The sequence below is a fragment of the Phocaeicola abscessus CCUG 55929 genome, assembly GCF_000312445.1.
Classification (GTDB): Bacteria; Bacteroidota; Bacteroidia; order Bacteroidales; family Bacteroidaceae; genus Phocaeicola; species Phocaeicola abscessus.
On the sequence record NZ_HE997182.1, the window covers coordinates 370,689 to 387,218 of the forward strand.

Annotated in this window: 10 protein-coding genes and 1 pseudogene; 6 read left to right on the plus strand and 5 right to left on the minus strand. The window is 41.2% G+C overall.

The genetic code is table 11. From position 1 onward, the window contains the following. The 4 genes from BN102_RS01555 to BN102_RS01570 all read left to right on the plus strand — a co-directional run. Positions 1 to 770: hypothetical protein (locus tag BN102_RS01555; protein ID WP_019207297.1), on the plus strand; the 770-nt coding region annotated here is incomplete at its 5' end. After that, positions 767 to 3,535: a formylglycine-generating enzyme family protein gene (locus tag BN102_RS01560; protein WP_019207298.1), complete on the plus strand. Its 2,769-nt coding sequence runs from the start codon at positions 767 to 769 to the stop codon at positions 3,533 to 3,535. The genes BN102_RS01555 and BN102_RS01560, both read left to right, overlap by 4 nt. A gap of 22 nt (positions 3,536 to 3,557) precedes the next feature. Beyond that, positions 3,558 to 6,929, plus strand: coding sequence for an amylo-alpha-1,6-glucosidase (locus BN102_RS01565; RefSeq protein ID WP_083867163.1), 3,372 nt, complete (start codon positions 3,558 to 3,560; stop codon positions 6,927 to 6,929). Positions 6,930 to 6,941: 12 nt separating this feature from the next. Continuing rightward, positions 6,942 to 8,969 carry a beta-L-arabinofuranosidase domain-containing protein gene (locus tag BN102_RS01570; RefSeq protein WP_036786919.1) on the plus strand — a complete coding sequence of 676 codons (2,028 nt, stop codon included), beginning with the start codon at positions 6,942 to 6,944 and terminating at the stop codon, positions 8,967 to 8,969. A gap of 1,018 nt (positions 8,970 to 9,987) precedes the next feature. Here the strand turns inward: BN102_RS01570 and BN102_RS01580 are convergent. The 3 genes and pseudogenes from BN102_RS01580 to BN102_RS01590 all read right to left on the minus strand — a co-directional run. Then, positions 9,988 to 10,800, minus strand: coding sequence for a nucleotidyl transferase AbiEii/AbiGii toxin family protein (locus BN102_RS01580; protein ID WP_019207302.1), 813 nt, complete (start codon positions 10,798 to 10,800; stop codon positions 9,988 to 9,990). Further along, positions 10,800 to 11,363 carry a type IV toxin-antitoxin system AbiEi family antitoxin domain-containing protein gene (locus BN102_RS01585; RefSeq protein ID WP_156810914.1) on the minus strand — a complete coding sequence of 188 codons (564 nt, stop codon included), beginning with the start codon at positions 11,361 to 11,363 and terminating at the stop codon, positions 10,800 to 10,802. The genes BN102_RS01580 and BN102_RS01585 overlap by 1 nt, the downstream gene beginning before the upstream one ends. A 186-nt stretch (positions 11,364 to 11,549) precedes the next feature. After that, positions 11,550 to 11,932, minus strand: a pseudogene (locus tag BN102_RS01590) (magnesium chelatase subunit ChlI family protein); the annotation flags it as partial. A gap of 631 nt (positions 11,933 to 12,563) precedes the next feature. Between BN102_RS01590 and BN102_RS11075 the strand changes: the two are divergent. Both BN102_RS11075 and BN102_RS01600 read left to right on the plus strand, forming a co-directional pair. Then, positions 12,564 to 12,641 carry an ATP-binding protein gene (locus BN102_RS11075; protein WP_245545314.1) on the plus strand — a complete coding sequence of 26 codons (78 nt, stop codon included), beginning with the start codon at positions 12,564 to 12,566 and terminating at the stop codon, positions 12,639 to 12,641. A 201-nt stretch (positions 12,642 to 12,842) separates the two neighbouring features. Continuing rightward, positions 12,843 to 13,331: a hypothetical protein gene (locus tag BN102_RS01600; RefSeq protein ID WP_019207306.1), complete on the plus strand. Its 489-nt coding sequence runs from the start codon at positions 12,843 to 12,845 to the stop codon at positions 13,329 to 13,331. 213 nt (positions 13,332 to 13,544) lie between these two features. Here the strand turns inward: BN102_RS01600 and BN102_RS01605 are convergent, their stop codons facing one another. Together BN102_RS01605 and BN102_RS01610 are read right to left on the minus strand one after the other, a co-directional pair. Further along, positions 13,545 to 15,083, minus strand: coding sequence for a YifB family Mg chelatase-like AAA ATPase (locus tag BN102_RS01605; protein ID WP_019207307.1), 1,539 nt, complete (start codon positions 15,081 to 15,083; stop codon positions 13,545 to 13,547). Between the two features lie 154 nt (positions 15,084 to 15,237). Continuing rightward, the gene (locus BN102_RS01610; protein WP_019207309.1) at positions 15,238 to 16,329 is read right to left on the minus strand and encodes a DUF4369 domain-containing protein; all 1,092 of its coding nucleotides are present in this window, start codon (positions 16,327 to 16,329) and stop codon (positions 15,238 to 15,240) included. Between the last annotated feature and the right edge of the window lie 201 nt (positions 16,330 to 16,530).

Below are 16,530 nucleotides of genomic sequence, written 5' to 3' on the forward strand. Positions count from 1 at the left end.
TTTCACTTGAAATCGCCGAACTATATAAAAACCGTTGGCAGGTTGAGCCAGATTGGAAAACATTTAAGGAAATAGGCACATCGTATGATTATAATAAAATGGTTGAATATTATGGATTTGACGAAATGCGTGATAATGGTGAGATTCATGAAGTATGGGTATGGACTTTCCCGTATGGAGGTATGTGGGAATCTCACATGATGGATAAAAATGCATTTTGGATTAATTCTGAACCAAATTCAAATCCCAGTTGTACAGAATTGTTAAGCATTATGGGATTGAGTTATGAAAGAGATTTGGCTTGTGCGCTGGAAAGCTACGGACATCGTTTTGAGTCTACTATGATGCAGGTGTATGGTTGGTGGGATTATGATAATAAAAGTACAAAAGATGAGTTGACAATGTGGGAACGCTTTACTGGTTATGTAAAGAACTATGAAAAGTTTGACCCAGGAAAGTCTAATATTGGTAATATTCATTTCCCTCCTAATGGAGAGTTTGATTACAATTGGAAAAACACAACAAAAGTTTGGACTTATGCTGATGAGTGGTTTAACTACCCAAATGTACAAGAGAAAAAGGCAAGATTAATAGATTGTTCAGAATGGAATTGCGAGCACATTGGTTATATGAAATGGTGGTTTTCACATATTCCTCATTATGCAGGTGTAAATCCTAAAGATGGTAAATTGAATAATTGGTGGCATTATGTAGTAAATTATAATGAAGCTGTAAAATTAGAAAAGACTTTAAGATTAAATAAGAAATGAATTACTTAAAAAAATATTCTTTGAGTTGCGTAATAATAGCAAATGTAACATTTGCATACTCACAGTCTTTAAACAATACATTCCCTACGATTAAAGGGGCTGAGGGTTTGCCTTTGGTTTCTTATCAGATAGGTGAAGAGTTTTATACATCTGAGGATGAAAATACAAAACTAGAGTTGAAAACCCATTCAGTTCCTTATAATTGGGGATTAAAGGGAGTCATTGAATTTAAAAATGTTTCTTCCGACACTCTGAAATTACATAATGTGGTACCTTTAGGTGCTTCAGATGATCATGTGTATATTACAGGAAAAGGTGATCATTATCTGTCAAGAACCCATCTTTTTAGACCTGATTTTGCGCCGGTTAATGTTATTGTACCGGATAATGCTTGGGAATTAGGCTTTTCTGCTATAAAGGTAGCTGATGGTGAGTGTCTGGCTGCTCTTGTTCGTCGTGATAGAGCTTCTATCAAAAATGGGAAACGTGGACGTTTTGAGACAACTCTAAATCCAGGTGGTAGTGTATGTTATAATGTTTGGCTTAACTACTATCAGGGCAATGACTGGCATGAAGGTTTACGACTGATGTTCCAGAAACGATTCTTATATGATGTTGAACCAGGAATGTTCGATGATTCAATTTTGAAACGGGAAGACTTGAAGTGGTTCCGCAGTTGCTATGCTGTGAATCTGATGATGAACTGGGATAAACGTTTCTATGATTATACAGATGGAAAGTTTCATGTAAGGGAGTATTTGGAAAAGATGAAGAGCCAAATGGGTGGATATGATGTATATGGTATCTGGCCTACTTGGCCTGCTTTGGGTATGGACCAACGTAACCAGTGGGATATGTACCGTGATTTACCAGGTGGATATGCTCGTCTAAAAGAGATTTCTTCATTGTGCCATAGCCTAGGTACTAAATTCTTTGTATGTTATAATCCATGGGATGGTAGCACACGCTCCAGTGAAGGACACTTTGATGGTATGACTACTATTACAAAAGCGGCTGATATAGACGGATTCGTACTAGATACTAAGGGTGGCTCCAGCGTTGAACTTCAGAGTGCTGCTGACGCAGCCCGACCAGGAGTGATTATGTACAGTGAGGGTATGGCTGTACCTGTTGATATGCAAGGAATACCTTCTGGACGTGTACATAATGCTTTGTATTATTGTCCGATGTTGAATCTTAACAAGTTTATTAAACCTGATTTTGCCATTTTCCGTGTGGCTGAGGAAAGAGCTGAACCAATAAGACGTGAGTTTAATGTTTCTTTTTTCAATGGTTACGGAACGGAAATCAACAGTTTTGGACCTGGTAAGTTTGAGTGGTCAGATGACCAGATGCGTTATTGGGGTAGCCTTCTACGCATCCAGCGAGAAAATGTAGAGAGTTTCTTGAACTTTGACTATACTCCTTTGCTACCGACACTGAAAGACAGTATTTATGTTAATGAATGGCCTTCTGACGAAAAAACAATTTATACAATTTATTCTTTATGTCCAGAGGGATATAGAGGCAATCTGTTTGAAGTAAAACCTAAAGATGGATTCCATTTTGTAGATATTTACAGCCATGAAGAACTCTTACCTCAACAAGTAGGTGGTAAGTGGTATATTCCTACCATCTTGAATTCTTTCAATTCTTATGAGCTGGGTACTAATAATGAAAGTTCTGTGAGTGCCATTGCACATCTTCCAAAACTTATAACCTTAAACTTGAATGGTGATAAACTAACTGTTTCCAGTACAAAGGGTGACAAGATTCGTGTATGGGCTGGTATGCCTTCTTATGAAAAGCAACCTAAAGAACTTACTACGAATAAACAGACACTGACATTATTGAATGAATTTCCAGGGTACGAGGGTAAATTTGTAATCCAGCTGTTTGATGGCGAGACTTTGCTTGATGAACAGATATTGATGATTAAGCCAGGTAGTGCTCGTCTTATATCAGAAGTGCAACCAACAGAACCGGCATCTAAGGCTCCCAAGGGTATGGTAACAATACCGTCTGGTAATTTCCGTTGTGATGCATATCGTACAGGTGATTCATTTATTCCTTATCCGGAAGATCTTACTATGGAAGGAGAGAGTGTAGCTATGCCTAAATTCTATATGGATATTTATCCGGTGACCAATAGCCAATATAAGGAGTTTCTTGATGCTACCGGATATGAACCTACTGATAAGACTAATTTTTTGAAACACTGGACAGATGGCAAGATTCCTGTGGGAATGGAAAACTATCCTGTAGTATATGTAACACTTGAAGATGCCCAGGCTTATGCTCAATGGGCAGGGAAACGTATTCCTACAGAGATGGAATGGCAATATGCAGCACAGACTGAGAAAGGTAATGAATGGCCTTGGGTACAGAAAAAGCCGGTAAAGAGGGTAGAAGATTACATCACTAACACTTTGTCTGTATGGAAACTGGAAGGTATTGAGCCAGACCGATGTAACCTAGGTGATGGATCACTTTATCCTGTTGGTAAATACCCTAAGGGGAAAAATGCTTATGGATTGTACGATCTGGTAGGATGTGTATGGCAACTGACTAATGATGTATATGACAATACGTCTTATCGGTATATTATGGTAAAGGGTGGAAGTTACTTCCTGCCATCTTCCAGTTTCTGGTATATACAAGGCGGTCCTCGTGAGTTGTATTTCAGACAGTTCTTGTTGCGCGTGTCACCTTCATTTGAGAGAAAGGCGACTGTTGGTTTCCGTTGTGTGAAAGATGCAAAATAAATGCTACTAATAAGATTGGAATATGGTAAAAACATTGAATAATTTTTTTTTGTTATTTATCGCTTTGTTTTTGTTTGGTGCTTGTCAGCAAAAGCAAGTTATGGTAGGTTTGCTTGTTAGCGATGCTAACCGGCAAACTGCCGAGCTTACAGCTCTTTACGAGTATATTGAATCTGGACAAAACATGCGATGCGAATATATTGAGGTGAACGATTCATCTCGATTGTATGGTTATGATATTGTGTGGTATCATAAGAATGATTCTACAGGTGTATTAAAATCTGAAACTAAGCTTAAATCTCTCATAGTGGATTATGTCTCATCGGGGGGAAAGCTGATTTTGTCAATGGATGCTGTTGATTTGCTGAATGATTGGGATATAGAACCTGAACAAATCGCAGAAAAAAACTATCAGGCTGTAGACGAGGGCTTTGGTAGAAAGGTTGGTTTTCATGCTTACCGTGAGCATCCATTGTTCGATAAAATGTTTGGTGGTGCATATACTTGGCATGGTAAAAATGATAACACATGTCGAGTAAAAGGATTCTTTGGTGATAAATTTCCTAAAGCAGCAGGCAGTAGGGTTATAGGAACATTGTGGGAATATATATTTTATCATCCAGAGGATAAAATTTTGTGGGAAACCTCGTTAGGGAATGGTAAGATCTTGTCAATTGGTGGTTTCCTATATTATTCAGAAGAGAATTTTCATAAGCAGATTCTTAAGCAGTTTACTCAAAACTGTCTTGATTATATGTCTGGAAAGCAGATGGAAAGTAAGACTATGTACTGGGAAAACAGAAAAGTTGATATAGTTCAAGGAGATCTCATTACAGGTAAGATTCATGCCAGTGCTCCAACTCCTTGGGGATTGTCTTCTGATACTGTCAACACTCTTTCTTGGAAAGCAGGAGAATCGACTATTGATTTGCCTTCTCAAAGGTCAATACTGATTGCCCAAGAAAGTGGAGGTATTGAGGAAATTTGGACTCACCCTATCCTTGCATTGCGTGACTATCGTGTTTGGCTTGATATAGAAGGACAGGACACATTGGTTTCGCTTAATACCTGTCAACCAACCATTGAATTACGCCCTAATTCAATTATTCGTAATTATCGTAATGATATGCTTTCTCTGGAACTGAAAGAGATACTGGTTTCACAGGTTGATGCTCCGGTTACCGTAGCTCATTATGAATGGACGGGAGAGAAAATATGCAGAATCATAATTGATTGTAAGAGTAACCTTCGCTTTATGTGGCCTTATGATGAACATACCTTGGGTAGCATATATTATAATTGGTCGCCAGAATCAAATATGCTGATGGTGTATGACGGAAATAAAGAATTTGTGTCGTTTGTTGGTTCAAATGTGCCAGGAAAGCTACTATTGTCTGGCCGTTATGATGGAATACTTTATAATGGTAAACAACCAGTTGGTAAGGATACGGATAAGTTGCAGATTGCAGCTTCGATGGCTTATGATGTACAGGGTGTGAAGGCTATGGACATGTTCCTTGTTGCCGGCAATGAAGGGGTTGACAATGCAATTGCTACTTACAGCGCTGTTGCTGAAAATCCTAGTCAAGTACTTGAAACAAGTCAGGCTTATTATGAGAAGTATCTTGATGAATGTGTTTCTGTCCATACTCCAGACTCTGTTTTCAACGACGGATTTAAATGGGCTACGCTTAGTTCTGCGCAGTTTATTGTCGAGACTCCAGGTATCGGTAAATCTCTTATGGCCGGTTATTCGTCTTCCCGCCGTGGTTGGGGAGGTGCACATAAAGTAAGTGGGCGTCCTGGATACGCATGGTATTTTGGGCGTGATGCAGTCTGGGCGGCTTTTACCTTTGCCGATATGGGTGACTTGCAGACTGTGCGTGATGTTTTGGAAACACTGATACGCTTTCAGCAGGTAGATGGGAAAATCTATCACGAACTGACATCCAGTGGTTCAGTGCATTTCGATGCATCAGATGCTACGCCACTTTTTGTCAATCTTATGTCACGTTATGTAAAAGCTAGCGGTGACTTGAATTTTGTCAAGAAGCACATTGGGGCAGTAATAAAAGCTATGGATTACTGTTATTCTACAGATACAGATGGTGATCATCTTATTGAGATAACCAATGTGGGACATGGATGGCTTGAGAGGGGGGCATTGTATGGATCTCATACAGAATTCTATCTTGTTGGTTTGTGGAATGCAGCTTTAAACGATGCTGCTTATCTGGCTGCTCTAGTAGGTGATACACAGCGTGAAGAGCAGTATAGAAAAGAAGCTGCAGCAGTAAACGAAATTATTAACAGCGAGTTCTGGAATGAAAAGGGATTCTTCAATTACGGTAAATTCAAGGATGGAAGTTATACAAAGGAATGTATTGTGTTAACATCTGTACCTGTCTATATGCAGGTTACGGATCAACAGAAATCACATCAAATGGTATCAGACTTCGCGTCTTCCCGCTATTCTGCTGATTGGGGAGTACGTATGATTGATGAAACAAATCCAATTTTTAATCCTCGTGCATATCATTATGGTAGTGTATGGCCATTGTTTACAGGGTGGACAGCTCTGGCTGAATATCAGGTTGGCCGCTATAATCAGGGCTTCTCGCACATTATGTCGAATGTATTGAACTATAAAGGTCTTTCTTATGGTCGTATGCCTGAAGTGTTGAATGGATCCACATATCAGTCTTCAGGTGTTACATTACATCAGTGTTGGTCTGAAACGATGGTTCTTCAGCCAATTATTGAGGGAATGCTTGGATTTGTACCAGATGCAGTCAAGGGTTGCATTACATTAGCTCCACGTATCCCGTTTGACTGGGACACATTGCAGGCATCTAATCTGAAAGTTGGTGATAATTCTGTCTCTTTTGATATGAAACGTGATAAAGGGAAGATAACCTATTGCTTATCTTCAGACAAGCCAATAAAGATGAATTTTATCCCTGCTTTTGCACCAGGAACAATTGTTAATAAAGTGTTGGTTGATGGTAAGGAAACCTCTTATAGTGTGCTGGGAAACCGTGAGTATGTAGATTTGGCATTGGAAACTCAGTTGGGAGAAGCTACAACTATTGAAGTTATGTACAGTGGTGGAGCAGCCGTATTGCCTCAGATTTCACCGTTGATTTATGGAAATACGTCCAACGGCGTGCGTGTAATGTCTCAGCAAGAAAATGAAGGTGTTCTGGAGACTGTGATAGAAGGACGAGCTGGTACATCTTCAACTATTCGTCTCTATTTGCCTGATGGTTATAAGAAGATAGATGGTATAATAGATGAGATATCTGGAAATGAATCGGATATCCGGACATTTAGTGTATCCTTCGAAAAGTCCGAGGAACCTTATGTGACAAAGACTATTAAAGTTTCATTATAAACTTATATTCTTATGAAAAAAATATTGATACAAATGGGGGTATGTACAATGTTGACACTAGCTCCTCTTCACGCTCAGGATGAACAGGGTTTATATTTGAATAATCGTTCACCTTTGCTTTCTAAACCTTATATGGAGTTGCCTATAGGTGCAGTTCGCCCAGAAGGTTGGCTGAAAGACCAAATGCAGCACATGTGCGATGGTATGACCGGAAACCTTGATGTGCTTTACGAAAAGGTGATGGGTAGTCGCAACGGATGGTTGGGTGGCGATGGTGATGTTTGGGAGCGTGGCCCGTATTGGATAGACGGCTTATTACCGTTGGCCTATATTATGGACGATGATCAACTGAAAGAGAAAGTTCAACCTTGGGTGGAGTGGGTATTGCAAAGTCAGCAATCTGATGGATACTTCGGGCCTTATGAGGACCGTGCTCCTGAATCTGGCCTGCAACGTAATAATGCCCGTGACTGGTGGCCTAAAATGGTGGTACTGAAGTTTATGAAACAGTATTATGATGCTACGGGTGATCAACGAGTAATACCATTCATGACAAACTACTTCAAGTATCAGCTGAAGGAGCTGCCAAATAAACCGCTTGACTATTGGACATTTTGGGGTAGGGAACGCGGTGGTGACAACCTGATGATTGTTTACTGGCTGTATAATATTACTGGTGATAGCTTTTTGTTGGAACTGGGTGATCTGATTACCCAACAGACAACCGACTGGACGGGTGAATTCTTGCAAAGAGAAATGCTGACTAGCTTGTTTAGTGTGCATTGCGTAAACTTGGCACAAGCTATGAAGCAACCTATAATTCGTTACCAGGCTACGAAAGATAATAGACACATTAAGGCCATTGAGCAGGGTTATTCCGACTTGAAACGTGCGCATGGATGGCCTACTGGATTATATGGTGGTGATGAACTTCTGCATACTGGTAATCCTACGCAGGGTTCTGAGCTTTGTTCGGCAGTGGAGATGATGTTCTCGCTGGAGAAAATGGTGGAAATTACTGGACGTACTGATTGGGCAGACTGGTTGGAGCGTGTAACTTTCAATGCTCTACCTACTCAGATTACTGATGCTTTTGATGCTCGTCAGTATTATCAGCAGCTCAATCAGGTACAGGTATCTAGACAGGATCGTAATTTTGTTACTTGTTACAATGGTACAGACCAGGTGTTTGGCTTATTAGCTGGATATCCTTGCTGTACTTCTAATCTGCATCAAGGTTGGCCTAAATTTACCCGTAACCTATGGTTCGCTTCAGAGGATCGTGGATTGGCAGCTCTCTATTATTCACCTAGTACGGTTACTGCTAAAGTGGCTCACGGTGTCAATGTTCGTATAATAGAGGAGACGAATTATCCATTTAGTGGAGATATCAGTTTTTCTTTCTCTATCTTGGATAAGAATATAAAAAAGGTGGCTTTCCCTTTCCATATGCGTATACCAGGGTGGTGTAAGAGAGCTATTATTCGTGTCAATGGGCATGATTGGGCTATTGGAACTGCTGGTGAAAACAGAAAAATATATCGTGAATGGAAGTCTGGTGATCGTGTAGAAGTGCAATTCCAGATGGAACTTTCTGTATCGCGCTGGTATGAAGGGGCAGCTGTTGTAGAAAGAGGTCCGTTAGTGTATGCTCTCAAGATTGGAGAGAAGTGGAATAAAGTGAATGATGACCGTAAGTTTGGTGACCGTTATGGTGACTGGTATTACGAGGTTTATCCAACCACCCCATGGAACTATTGTCTGATGGAGGAATCGTTGAAACCCAAAAATCTTAATAAGGCATTTAAAGTAGTGGAAAAGCCTTTGCAAGGATATCCTTGGAATCTTGAAAACGCTCCGATAGAAATCCATGCTAAAGGAAAGCGTATGAATGAGTGGAGTATGTATAATGGTTCTGCAGGTCCTTTGCCTTACAGTACACAATATCAGATAAACACACTTCCTGAGGAAGATATTATTTTGGTACCTTATGGCTGTACAACACTACGTATTACGGAATTCCCTGTTACACGCAAGTAGGGATTGTTTCTCCGTCAGTGTAGAATATTAACTGTCTTTTAGAATGTTTTGCAATCTAGAGAAACACTCTAAACATAGATTGGGAAGAAGATTATCAAATATATATCTTTTTATATTGCTGTCCGATAAAATTGATTAAATATTAAAAATACCACTCGGCCATTCTATATTCAATGGCCGAGTGGTATTTTGTTATTTCAAGTCTCATCAAAAAAGTGACAGTTGATAGTCTTCTTCATGATTCGCGTCAAAAGAGTTTCCCAATCCTTTTCCGGATGATTGAAAAGATTGTAGAAATCCACATAATACATAAGTGTAATTCTCATCATGGTTGCAAGGCCGGAAAATCTCCAGGAACGAGTCAGCCCCTTTTTCATTATTAAGTTTTTCTTCATTTTTGTCACAAAGGAGCAGATAACCGCTGCAAAGATACTTATTTTTACTCATTCTTTATGAAGCAAAGACAAAAAAGTTACGGGTATAGTTTTGGGTGTTTTGGTATTCTATACGGTCTACAAAAATATGGACCGGAAATTATATCAAATTATAACCATTGAACAAATTTCACACCAAACTTCTTGATTGGAAAAATATAGCAAATCATCCCTGCAATTGTTCTTAGTCCTTACCAATTCACTTTGCAAAGATACGATTTTTATCTCAAACTAACGCCATGATTATAAGGCAAAAACAACTCATATCTACAATATTTTGAACCTTCTTTGGGAATGAATATGGCGATTTAAATCATTCTAAAGGCACACAAACACCGCCAATAGAGAAGATAGAACTTGCCTTATAGCTCTTTTCATGGGTGGTTTAGATATAAATCGTACCATTCACAATGCAACTATAGCACCTTTGAGGAAATTTCTTTCTGCTCTCAATAAGGTGTTCGCTCATATCCTTGAAATAACCAATTCCAATTCGCTTCATCTGATTGTAAATACCGAAGATACAAGTTTATATAAACTAGTTAGGAGGCATTATTAGTTTGTGCGAATCTATTATTAGGTTTTCACTCTTCAAATTGCATCATCTTTGCAACTTGAAGAAAATACTCATTTGACCAAATGTCAAGTTCAAGTGGATTTATTACGAATGATTCTACATCAGCCTTCACCATGTTGATGTTGGTGTTGGCGAGCTTTAGCTTAAGAAGAACCATGAATTGTTCACGAGTCATATCTTCTCCATTGAATTGCAGGATACGTTCATGTAGATGCGTCCAGCTAAGCTTGATGCCTTGGCGCACATACCACTCAAAGTCATACCAGTCACGCCCCTTTACCCTATTCTTCCATGTACGGAATACGAGAGCGTGCATCTTACCGGCAAAAAGGTCGGGTAAAGAGAAACAGCAAGTCATGAAAGAGTATGGCATCATCAGCAGTTTCTGTTCGGTATTAAAAAGCAATGGAGGTTCTGTGTCCACTTCAATCTTAATCTTTAGGCTCTTCTCATGCTGAAAAGTCAGATTATAAACATCGGTTGTATCTTTTAGAAATGCAGATTCCACCTTGCCAAAACTATGTTTATCTTTCTTTGTAATCTCTACTGTTCTTCCAACAATCTCAAACTCCTTGACAATGGCAGGGAAGAACTGCTCGAAATTGAAATCTGGTTCTTCTGTCAATAGAGAGAAGTCCATATCTTCAGAGAAACGCTGTAACCCATGGAAGATGCGAAGGCATGTACCACCATAAAAGGCGGCATGCTCAAAGAAACCAGCGCGGTAAAGACCAGCCAAGGCTACTTGTTGCATTACTTCGTAGTTGGCCTTACGATCTTGTTCCGCATATCGAGAAAGCATTTGTTCATATATTGTCATTATCTCAATATTTTAGCTATGTTCAACATTGCTTGTTTTTTTTTACTCACCTCGGCATATTCCTCAAATCTTTCTGGCTTAAGCTTGATGAACTCTTCCATGTCAATGCGGAGGTAATCTTTAAGATAGGAAATTGTCTCGTTCTTGTAACGAAGTCTCACACCTGTTGAAAGTATAATCAAGTCGGCTAGAGCCTTCTCGGGCGTAGCTATCTGATAGCACACTCCATTATCTTCGTGTAAGTTGATACCCAGTCGATAGTAGTCGAGGGGGAGGATATCATAAGAGAATCTACCTAACTGATTATCGAAGATACGTGAGCGGTTGGTGCATACCGATGTAGTAGCATATACATGTTCGGGAATCAAACCATAGAGTCTCAATGCAGACTCTTTCGATACATAAGACGGTCCATAGATATGGTTGGCTATTAAGGCTAAATTATAAGATGATGAAGCCTTTACAAACAAACCTCGCTTCAAGCGCACAATATCACCAGCCTTTTCCATTTCCAATATCTTCTGCATTGGAGCCTTGAAGTCTGTCAGATACGATGTCAACACATTAGCAGTCATCGGTATGTTTGGTATATTTAGCGTCATAAACTATGTCTCTCATTCGTTCTTTCGATGCAAAGGTAGTCATTTTTATGCATGTTGCCAAGAAACATTCTGCATTTCGTGCAGAAACATGACTGCTTTTCTATTGAAAAATAGTTTTTTAGAAACCGATGAGAAGCTAAGGCGACTTTATTCTCCCCAATTGCTGCGGTCGAGATTTCGATATCCGATGGCTTCTGCCAAGTGGTGGGTTTGTATATTATCGCTTCCTTCAAGGTCGGCAATGGTTCGTGCTACCTTTAGGATACGAGTGTATGCACGTGCCGATAAGTCTAACTTTGTCATAGCCTTATGAAGCAGCAGTAAGCCATCTTTGTCAGGCTCTGCATATTTATGGATTAGTCTTGACGTCATTTGTGCATTACAAAAAACATCCTTCACCTCTTTGAACCTTTCTGTCTGGATATTACGTGCAGCTATGACTCGCTTGCGGATTTCACTGCTTTGTTCACCTTGCGCTGTATTCGAGATATAGGTGTTATCTCAATCTGCAAATCTAAACAGTCAAGTAAAAGAAGGTCTAGAAATATCTGTTATCTTTTGAAGGCATCCACCACAAGGCTTTATGCTCTAATTAACTATGAAAATCACCTCTGCAATTCTTTCAAGTTCTTATTAATTCACATTTCAAAAATACGATTTTCTCAAGTTAACACCTTGACTACAAGGGAAAAAGAAATCATAACTGCAATGCTTTGAGTCTAAATTTTTTAGCATATCCAAACTTACAAATAATTAGAAAAGTGGTGCATAGACTATGAAGGATATATTTGAATCGACTCCTCTGGTAAACGAACAAGTAAATCCATTATATACCCAAGAAGAGAGCATACCAGAAGGGAAAAAACTATATCTGCTGAAGTGATGATTGATACTGCACGATCTAATCACGTGAGGGTAACTGAATTTGCAAAGAAAATGGGCTACGTCCAGATAGAGAATGGCTTCTTCTCTAGAAACTATAATGAACGTTCCAGCTCAAAATAGACCTAGTCTGGAAATAGCCATCGCTAAAATGATAGATGTTGAAATATTAAATAGAAGAGACCGAAAAACAAAGATGTATCTTAAAACTAGTTGTCTGAGATATACTAATGCACATATAGAAGATATCATATGTGGAGCAGATCGAAACAACTGCCAATGAACAAATGGTATGACTATATTGGTGATCCTACGCTAGCTGATGCGATTCTTGATAGACTCGTAGCTAAAATATAATAGAATTTCGAGACGATTCTATGCGAAAAAAAGAAAAATAGCTACATTTGCAATTAACAAGAAAAAACTGAGAATCATGGTATCGTTTGCAGTGATACGGTGCTACTACACCTTTATCGGCATTTTGCGTCACAACAAAACTATAAAAGATTTATTAAATTAAAATTTACATTGTTATGAAAAAGAATTTGTTTCTTATTTATGCTTGTTCTTTGTGTTATAGTAGTTAGAGCACAAGATAAAGTAAACAAACATCAATTTTCTGTAGAAGCAGGAGTTGGAGGAAATGGCGTTGCATCAATGGATTTAGGGTTGAGGTATCAAATAAACTTTCACCCTAATATTGCATGGGATGTCTTAACTGTTAAAGGTATCAGCAGTTTTGATAATTTCCCAACTGATGATTTGTTAGTGGAAGCTATGTCTGGTTTGCGCCTAACATCACCATCATTTAATGGACTAAAAGCTTATGCTACAGGAAAAGTTGGATATGGTAACTATTGTACCAGTACTGATGAATCTGGATTTGTATTCGAAGTAGGAGGAGGTTTGTATTTAACAAAACATTTTTATGTAGGCTATGCTTTTAATCAAATATCATATGATACAGATGTAAGAGTTGGGAAAAAAAACGAGACAGTTAGCGTAAAAGGAAAATACCATGCGTGTCGTATAGGTTTCACTTTTTAATTGATAATAAGAATTATCGAATTGATAAAATACAGAGAGACATAGGAGTTTATTTTTTTGCTCCTATGCCTCTTTCTTTGTCAGAGTTGTATATTGAGGAATATGAACTGACATGTTTATTACATGACTCCGTTTTTTAGATTATGATAATTTGTTGTTTTAGTTAGATGATAAGACTCTATTTGGGAAGTTCTATAATAGTACTATTCTTTATTATCCACCCCAGCTTCTTCTGTCAAGACTGCGATAAGAGATGGCTTCGGCTAAATGAGCGGTTCTGATCTGTTCGCTCCCTTCCATGTCGGCGATGGTGCGCGAGACTTTCAAGATACGATCGTACGCCCGAGCCGAAAGGTCTAGCTTCGTCATGGCCGACTTCAGCAAGCGAAGTCCCGTCTCATCCGGCTTGGCGAATTGCCGAAGCAACCTGCTCTCCATTTGCGCATTGCAGTAGATGCCGGGGTAAGCCTCGAACCGCTCTTCCTGTATCTTTCTCGCCCGGAGAACTCTGGCCCTGATGGTCGCGCTGTTCTCTCCGCATCTGTCTTCCGACAGCTTCTCGAAGGGGACGGGAACGATCTCTATCTGAATATCGATCCGGTCTAACAAGGGGCCCGAAATTTTGTTCAAGTATCTTTGAATTTGACTTTGCGCGCAAACACACCGACGGGCGGGATGGTTGTGATATCCGCAAGGGCACGGATTCATCGAGGCGATCAGCATGAAGCCGGCTGGATAGTCCAAACTGTATTTGGCCCTCGATACGGTAATGCGCCGGTCTTCCAAGGGTTGCCGTAGCACTTCGAGCACACTTCGGTTAAATTCCGGAAGTTCGTCGAGATAGAGAATGCCGTTATGCGCCAAGCTGATTTCGCCGGGTTGCGGAGTCGTCCCCCCGCCCACCATCGCCACCTGCGAAATAGTATGATGTGGGCTCCTGAACGGGCGGGTCGTGATCAGGGAAGAATCCTTTCCCAGCTTCCCCGCCACCGAATGGATTTTCGTGGTTTCCAAGCTCTCCGCCAGGGAGAGCGGGGGTAAAATCGTCGGTAAACGCTTGGCCATCATCGATTTCCCGCTGCCCGGGCTGCCGATCATGATCAAATTATGCCCTCCCGAAGCCGCTACTTCCAACGCGCGTTTCACAGACTCCTGTCCCCTTACATCTGAGAAGTCGGAAGAGAACGTGCACTGATGCCGGTAAAATTCCTCCCGCGTGTTGGCCACCGTGGGTGTCAAGCTACGTTGGGCGTTGAAGAATTCGATCACTTCCTTGATGTTTTCGACACCCAGGATATCGATCCGGTCTACCACCGCCGCCTCCCGTGCATTTTGCCGGGGGAGGATGAGCCCTTTGAAACCGCTGTTCCTCGCCTCAATGGCAATGGGAAGCGCCCCCCTTATCGGCTGAAGGCCTCCGTCCAGTCCTAATTCTCCGACGATCATGTACTGAGCGAGTTTCTCTTCGGCGACGAGTCGGGTAGAAGCCAGTATGCCGATAGCCAACGGAAGATCGTAGGCCGAACCTTCTTTCTTTATATCTGCCGGAGCCATATTGACCACGATCTGGCAAGAAGGATACTTAAATCCGTTGACCTGCAAGGCGGAATAAATGCGTTCATGGCTCTCCTTCACGGCCGAATCGGGCAAGCCGACCAAAAAGAACTTGATGCCGCGCGAGCTATTCACTTCGATGGTGACGATGGTGGCGTCGATGCCCTGCAAGGCTGCGCCGTAAACTTTTACAAGCATAGTATGTTAGTCCAGAGAGTTGTTTATAAATGGTTATCTGTTTCTTAGCAGTCTTTTCCGTTGTGTTTCGTTCTCTTTATCCTGTTTCGTCAATTCTCTTACTTTCCGTACGATGGCCTCGCGGGCGATATGGCGGTCTACGATCCGCCTGGTTTTATCGAGCAAAAAAATGGGTCGGCAATGTCGAAAGCCCGACTTGAGCGGCCAGATTCCCCTTCCATCCCTTGAAATCGCAGACTTGTTTCCATTGTACGGTGTCTCTTTGGCCGATCGCATCCGTCCAGGCTTTGCGGTCCAGATCGAGCGAGACGCTGACCGCCGTGAACTTTTCCTTTCTCAGTTCCTGGATCACGGATGCCAAAGAATCCTGCTCCTCCACGCTCTGTCGGTCCCAGCTGGCCCAAAAACTGAGGAGGACATACCGGTCTCTGAGCGTATGGAAGTCGATATATTTCCCGTTGCTGTCCGGTTCTCGAAGAAGATCGACATAGGCTTTCTCCCGTTTCTCCGACTCCTTGGCCTTTGCCAATAAATCCGAAAGGTAGCGGGTATCCTGCACATTTCCGCTCAGGGATTCGATCAGCTCAACGATGTGTTTATAGTCCGGCGCGCTGTCGTGGGCATAAAACTCGTCTATCAGGCAAACATTCGCATAAGAGCGGGGATGCGAACGAATAAACGTATCGACGGCCGCTTTCACGGGCAGGTTCGCTACTTCCCTCTTCTTAAGTGCATAAAGCATCTCGCCCAGCAGGTTATTCTCGCCCTCTCCCTTTAAGACGAATAGCCTGTTATTCCCCTTGACCGTCGCTTTCTTGCCTTTCTCCACGATGATCGGAATCCTCTCCCCGTTATCGAGCAGGAGGCGGAAGATGCTCAACGTATCCGGCCGAAGCGTGAGTTCGATCTTTCCTTGCTTTGCCACCAACGTGTCGAAGCGGTATTCGGGGGTTATGTAGTAGAGGAACAGGGTGTCGGTAGTCAACCCTTCCAATTTTCCTTCCAGCGTAAACGTGTTCTTCCCGCCGCAAGCGGTGAGAAGCGATAGCTGCGCGAGGAAGAGGAGGCCGTATGCTTTCATGTCGATGTAGTTTGTTGCGAAATTAACTATTTTAAGCCAATATCGCATCATAAAATCGGATATTTTGCAGACGAAAGCCGGGAAGGCGGCTTTTTCCGCCCCGATCGTTCCTCGCTCCTCCGAAGCTGCCGGGCAATCTTCGGAAAGAGACTGAACTCCCTTCAAAAAGATACTAATCTTTCTTCAAAAAGAAACTAATCTTTTTCCGAAAAGATACTAATCTTCTGTAAAGAATTGCCGAACTATTTTAAAAAAAACTTCCGACCGAATTTCGAAGCCGTTCCGACAGGGCTTCCGACGATTGCCGTTCTCTTCCGGACAGGCCATAAAAGAGAGGGAAGAACGCGGGCAGGCGTTCTTCCCTCT

What these genes read in the sequence shown, in the direction of transcription:
- BN102_RS01570 (WP_036786919.1), top strand. Translation starts at nt 6,942, where the DNA reads ATGAAAAAAATATTGATACAAATGGGGGTATGTACAATGTTGACACTA.
- BN102_RS01560 (WP_019207298.1), top strand. Translation starts at nt 767, where the DNA reads ATGAATTACTTAAAAAAATATTCTTTGAGTTGCGTAATAATAGCAAAT.
- BN102_RS01580 (WP_019207302.1), bottom strand. Translation starts at nt 10,800, where the DNA reads ATGACAATATATGAACAAATGCTTTCTCGATATGCGGAACAAGATCGT.
- BN102_RS11075 (WP_245545314.1), top strand. Translation starts at nt 12,564, where the DNA reads ATGAACAAATGGTATGACTATATTGGTGATCCTACGCTAGCTGATGCG.
- BN102_RS01565 (WP_083867163.1), top strand. Translation starts at nt 3,558, where the DNA reads ATGGTAAAAACATTGAATAATTTTTTTTTGTTATTTATCGCTTTGTTT.
- BN102_RS01600 (WP_019207306.1), top strand. Translation starts at nt 12,843, where the DNA reads ATGCTTGTTCTTTGTGTTATAGTAGTTAGAGCACAAGATAAAGTAAAC.
- BN102_RS01605 (WP_019207307.1), bottom strand. Translation starts at nt 15,083, where the DNA reads ATGCTTGTAAAAGTTTACGGCGCAGCCTTGCAGGGCATCGACGCCACC.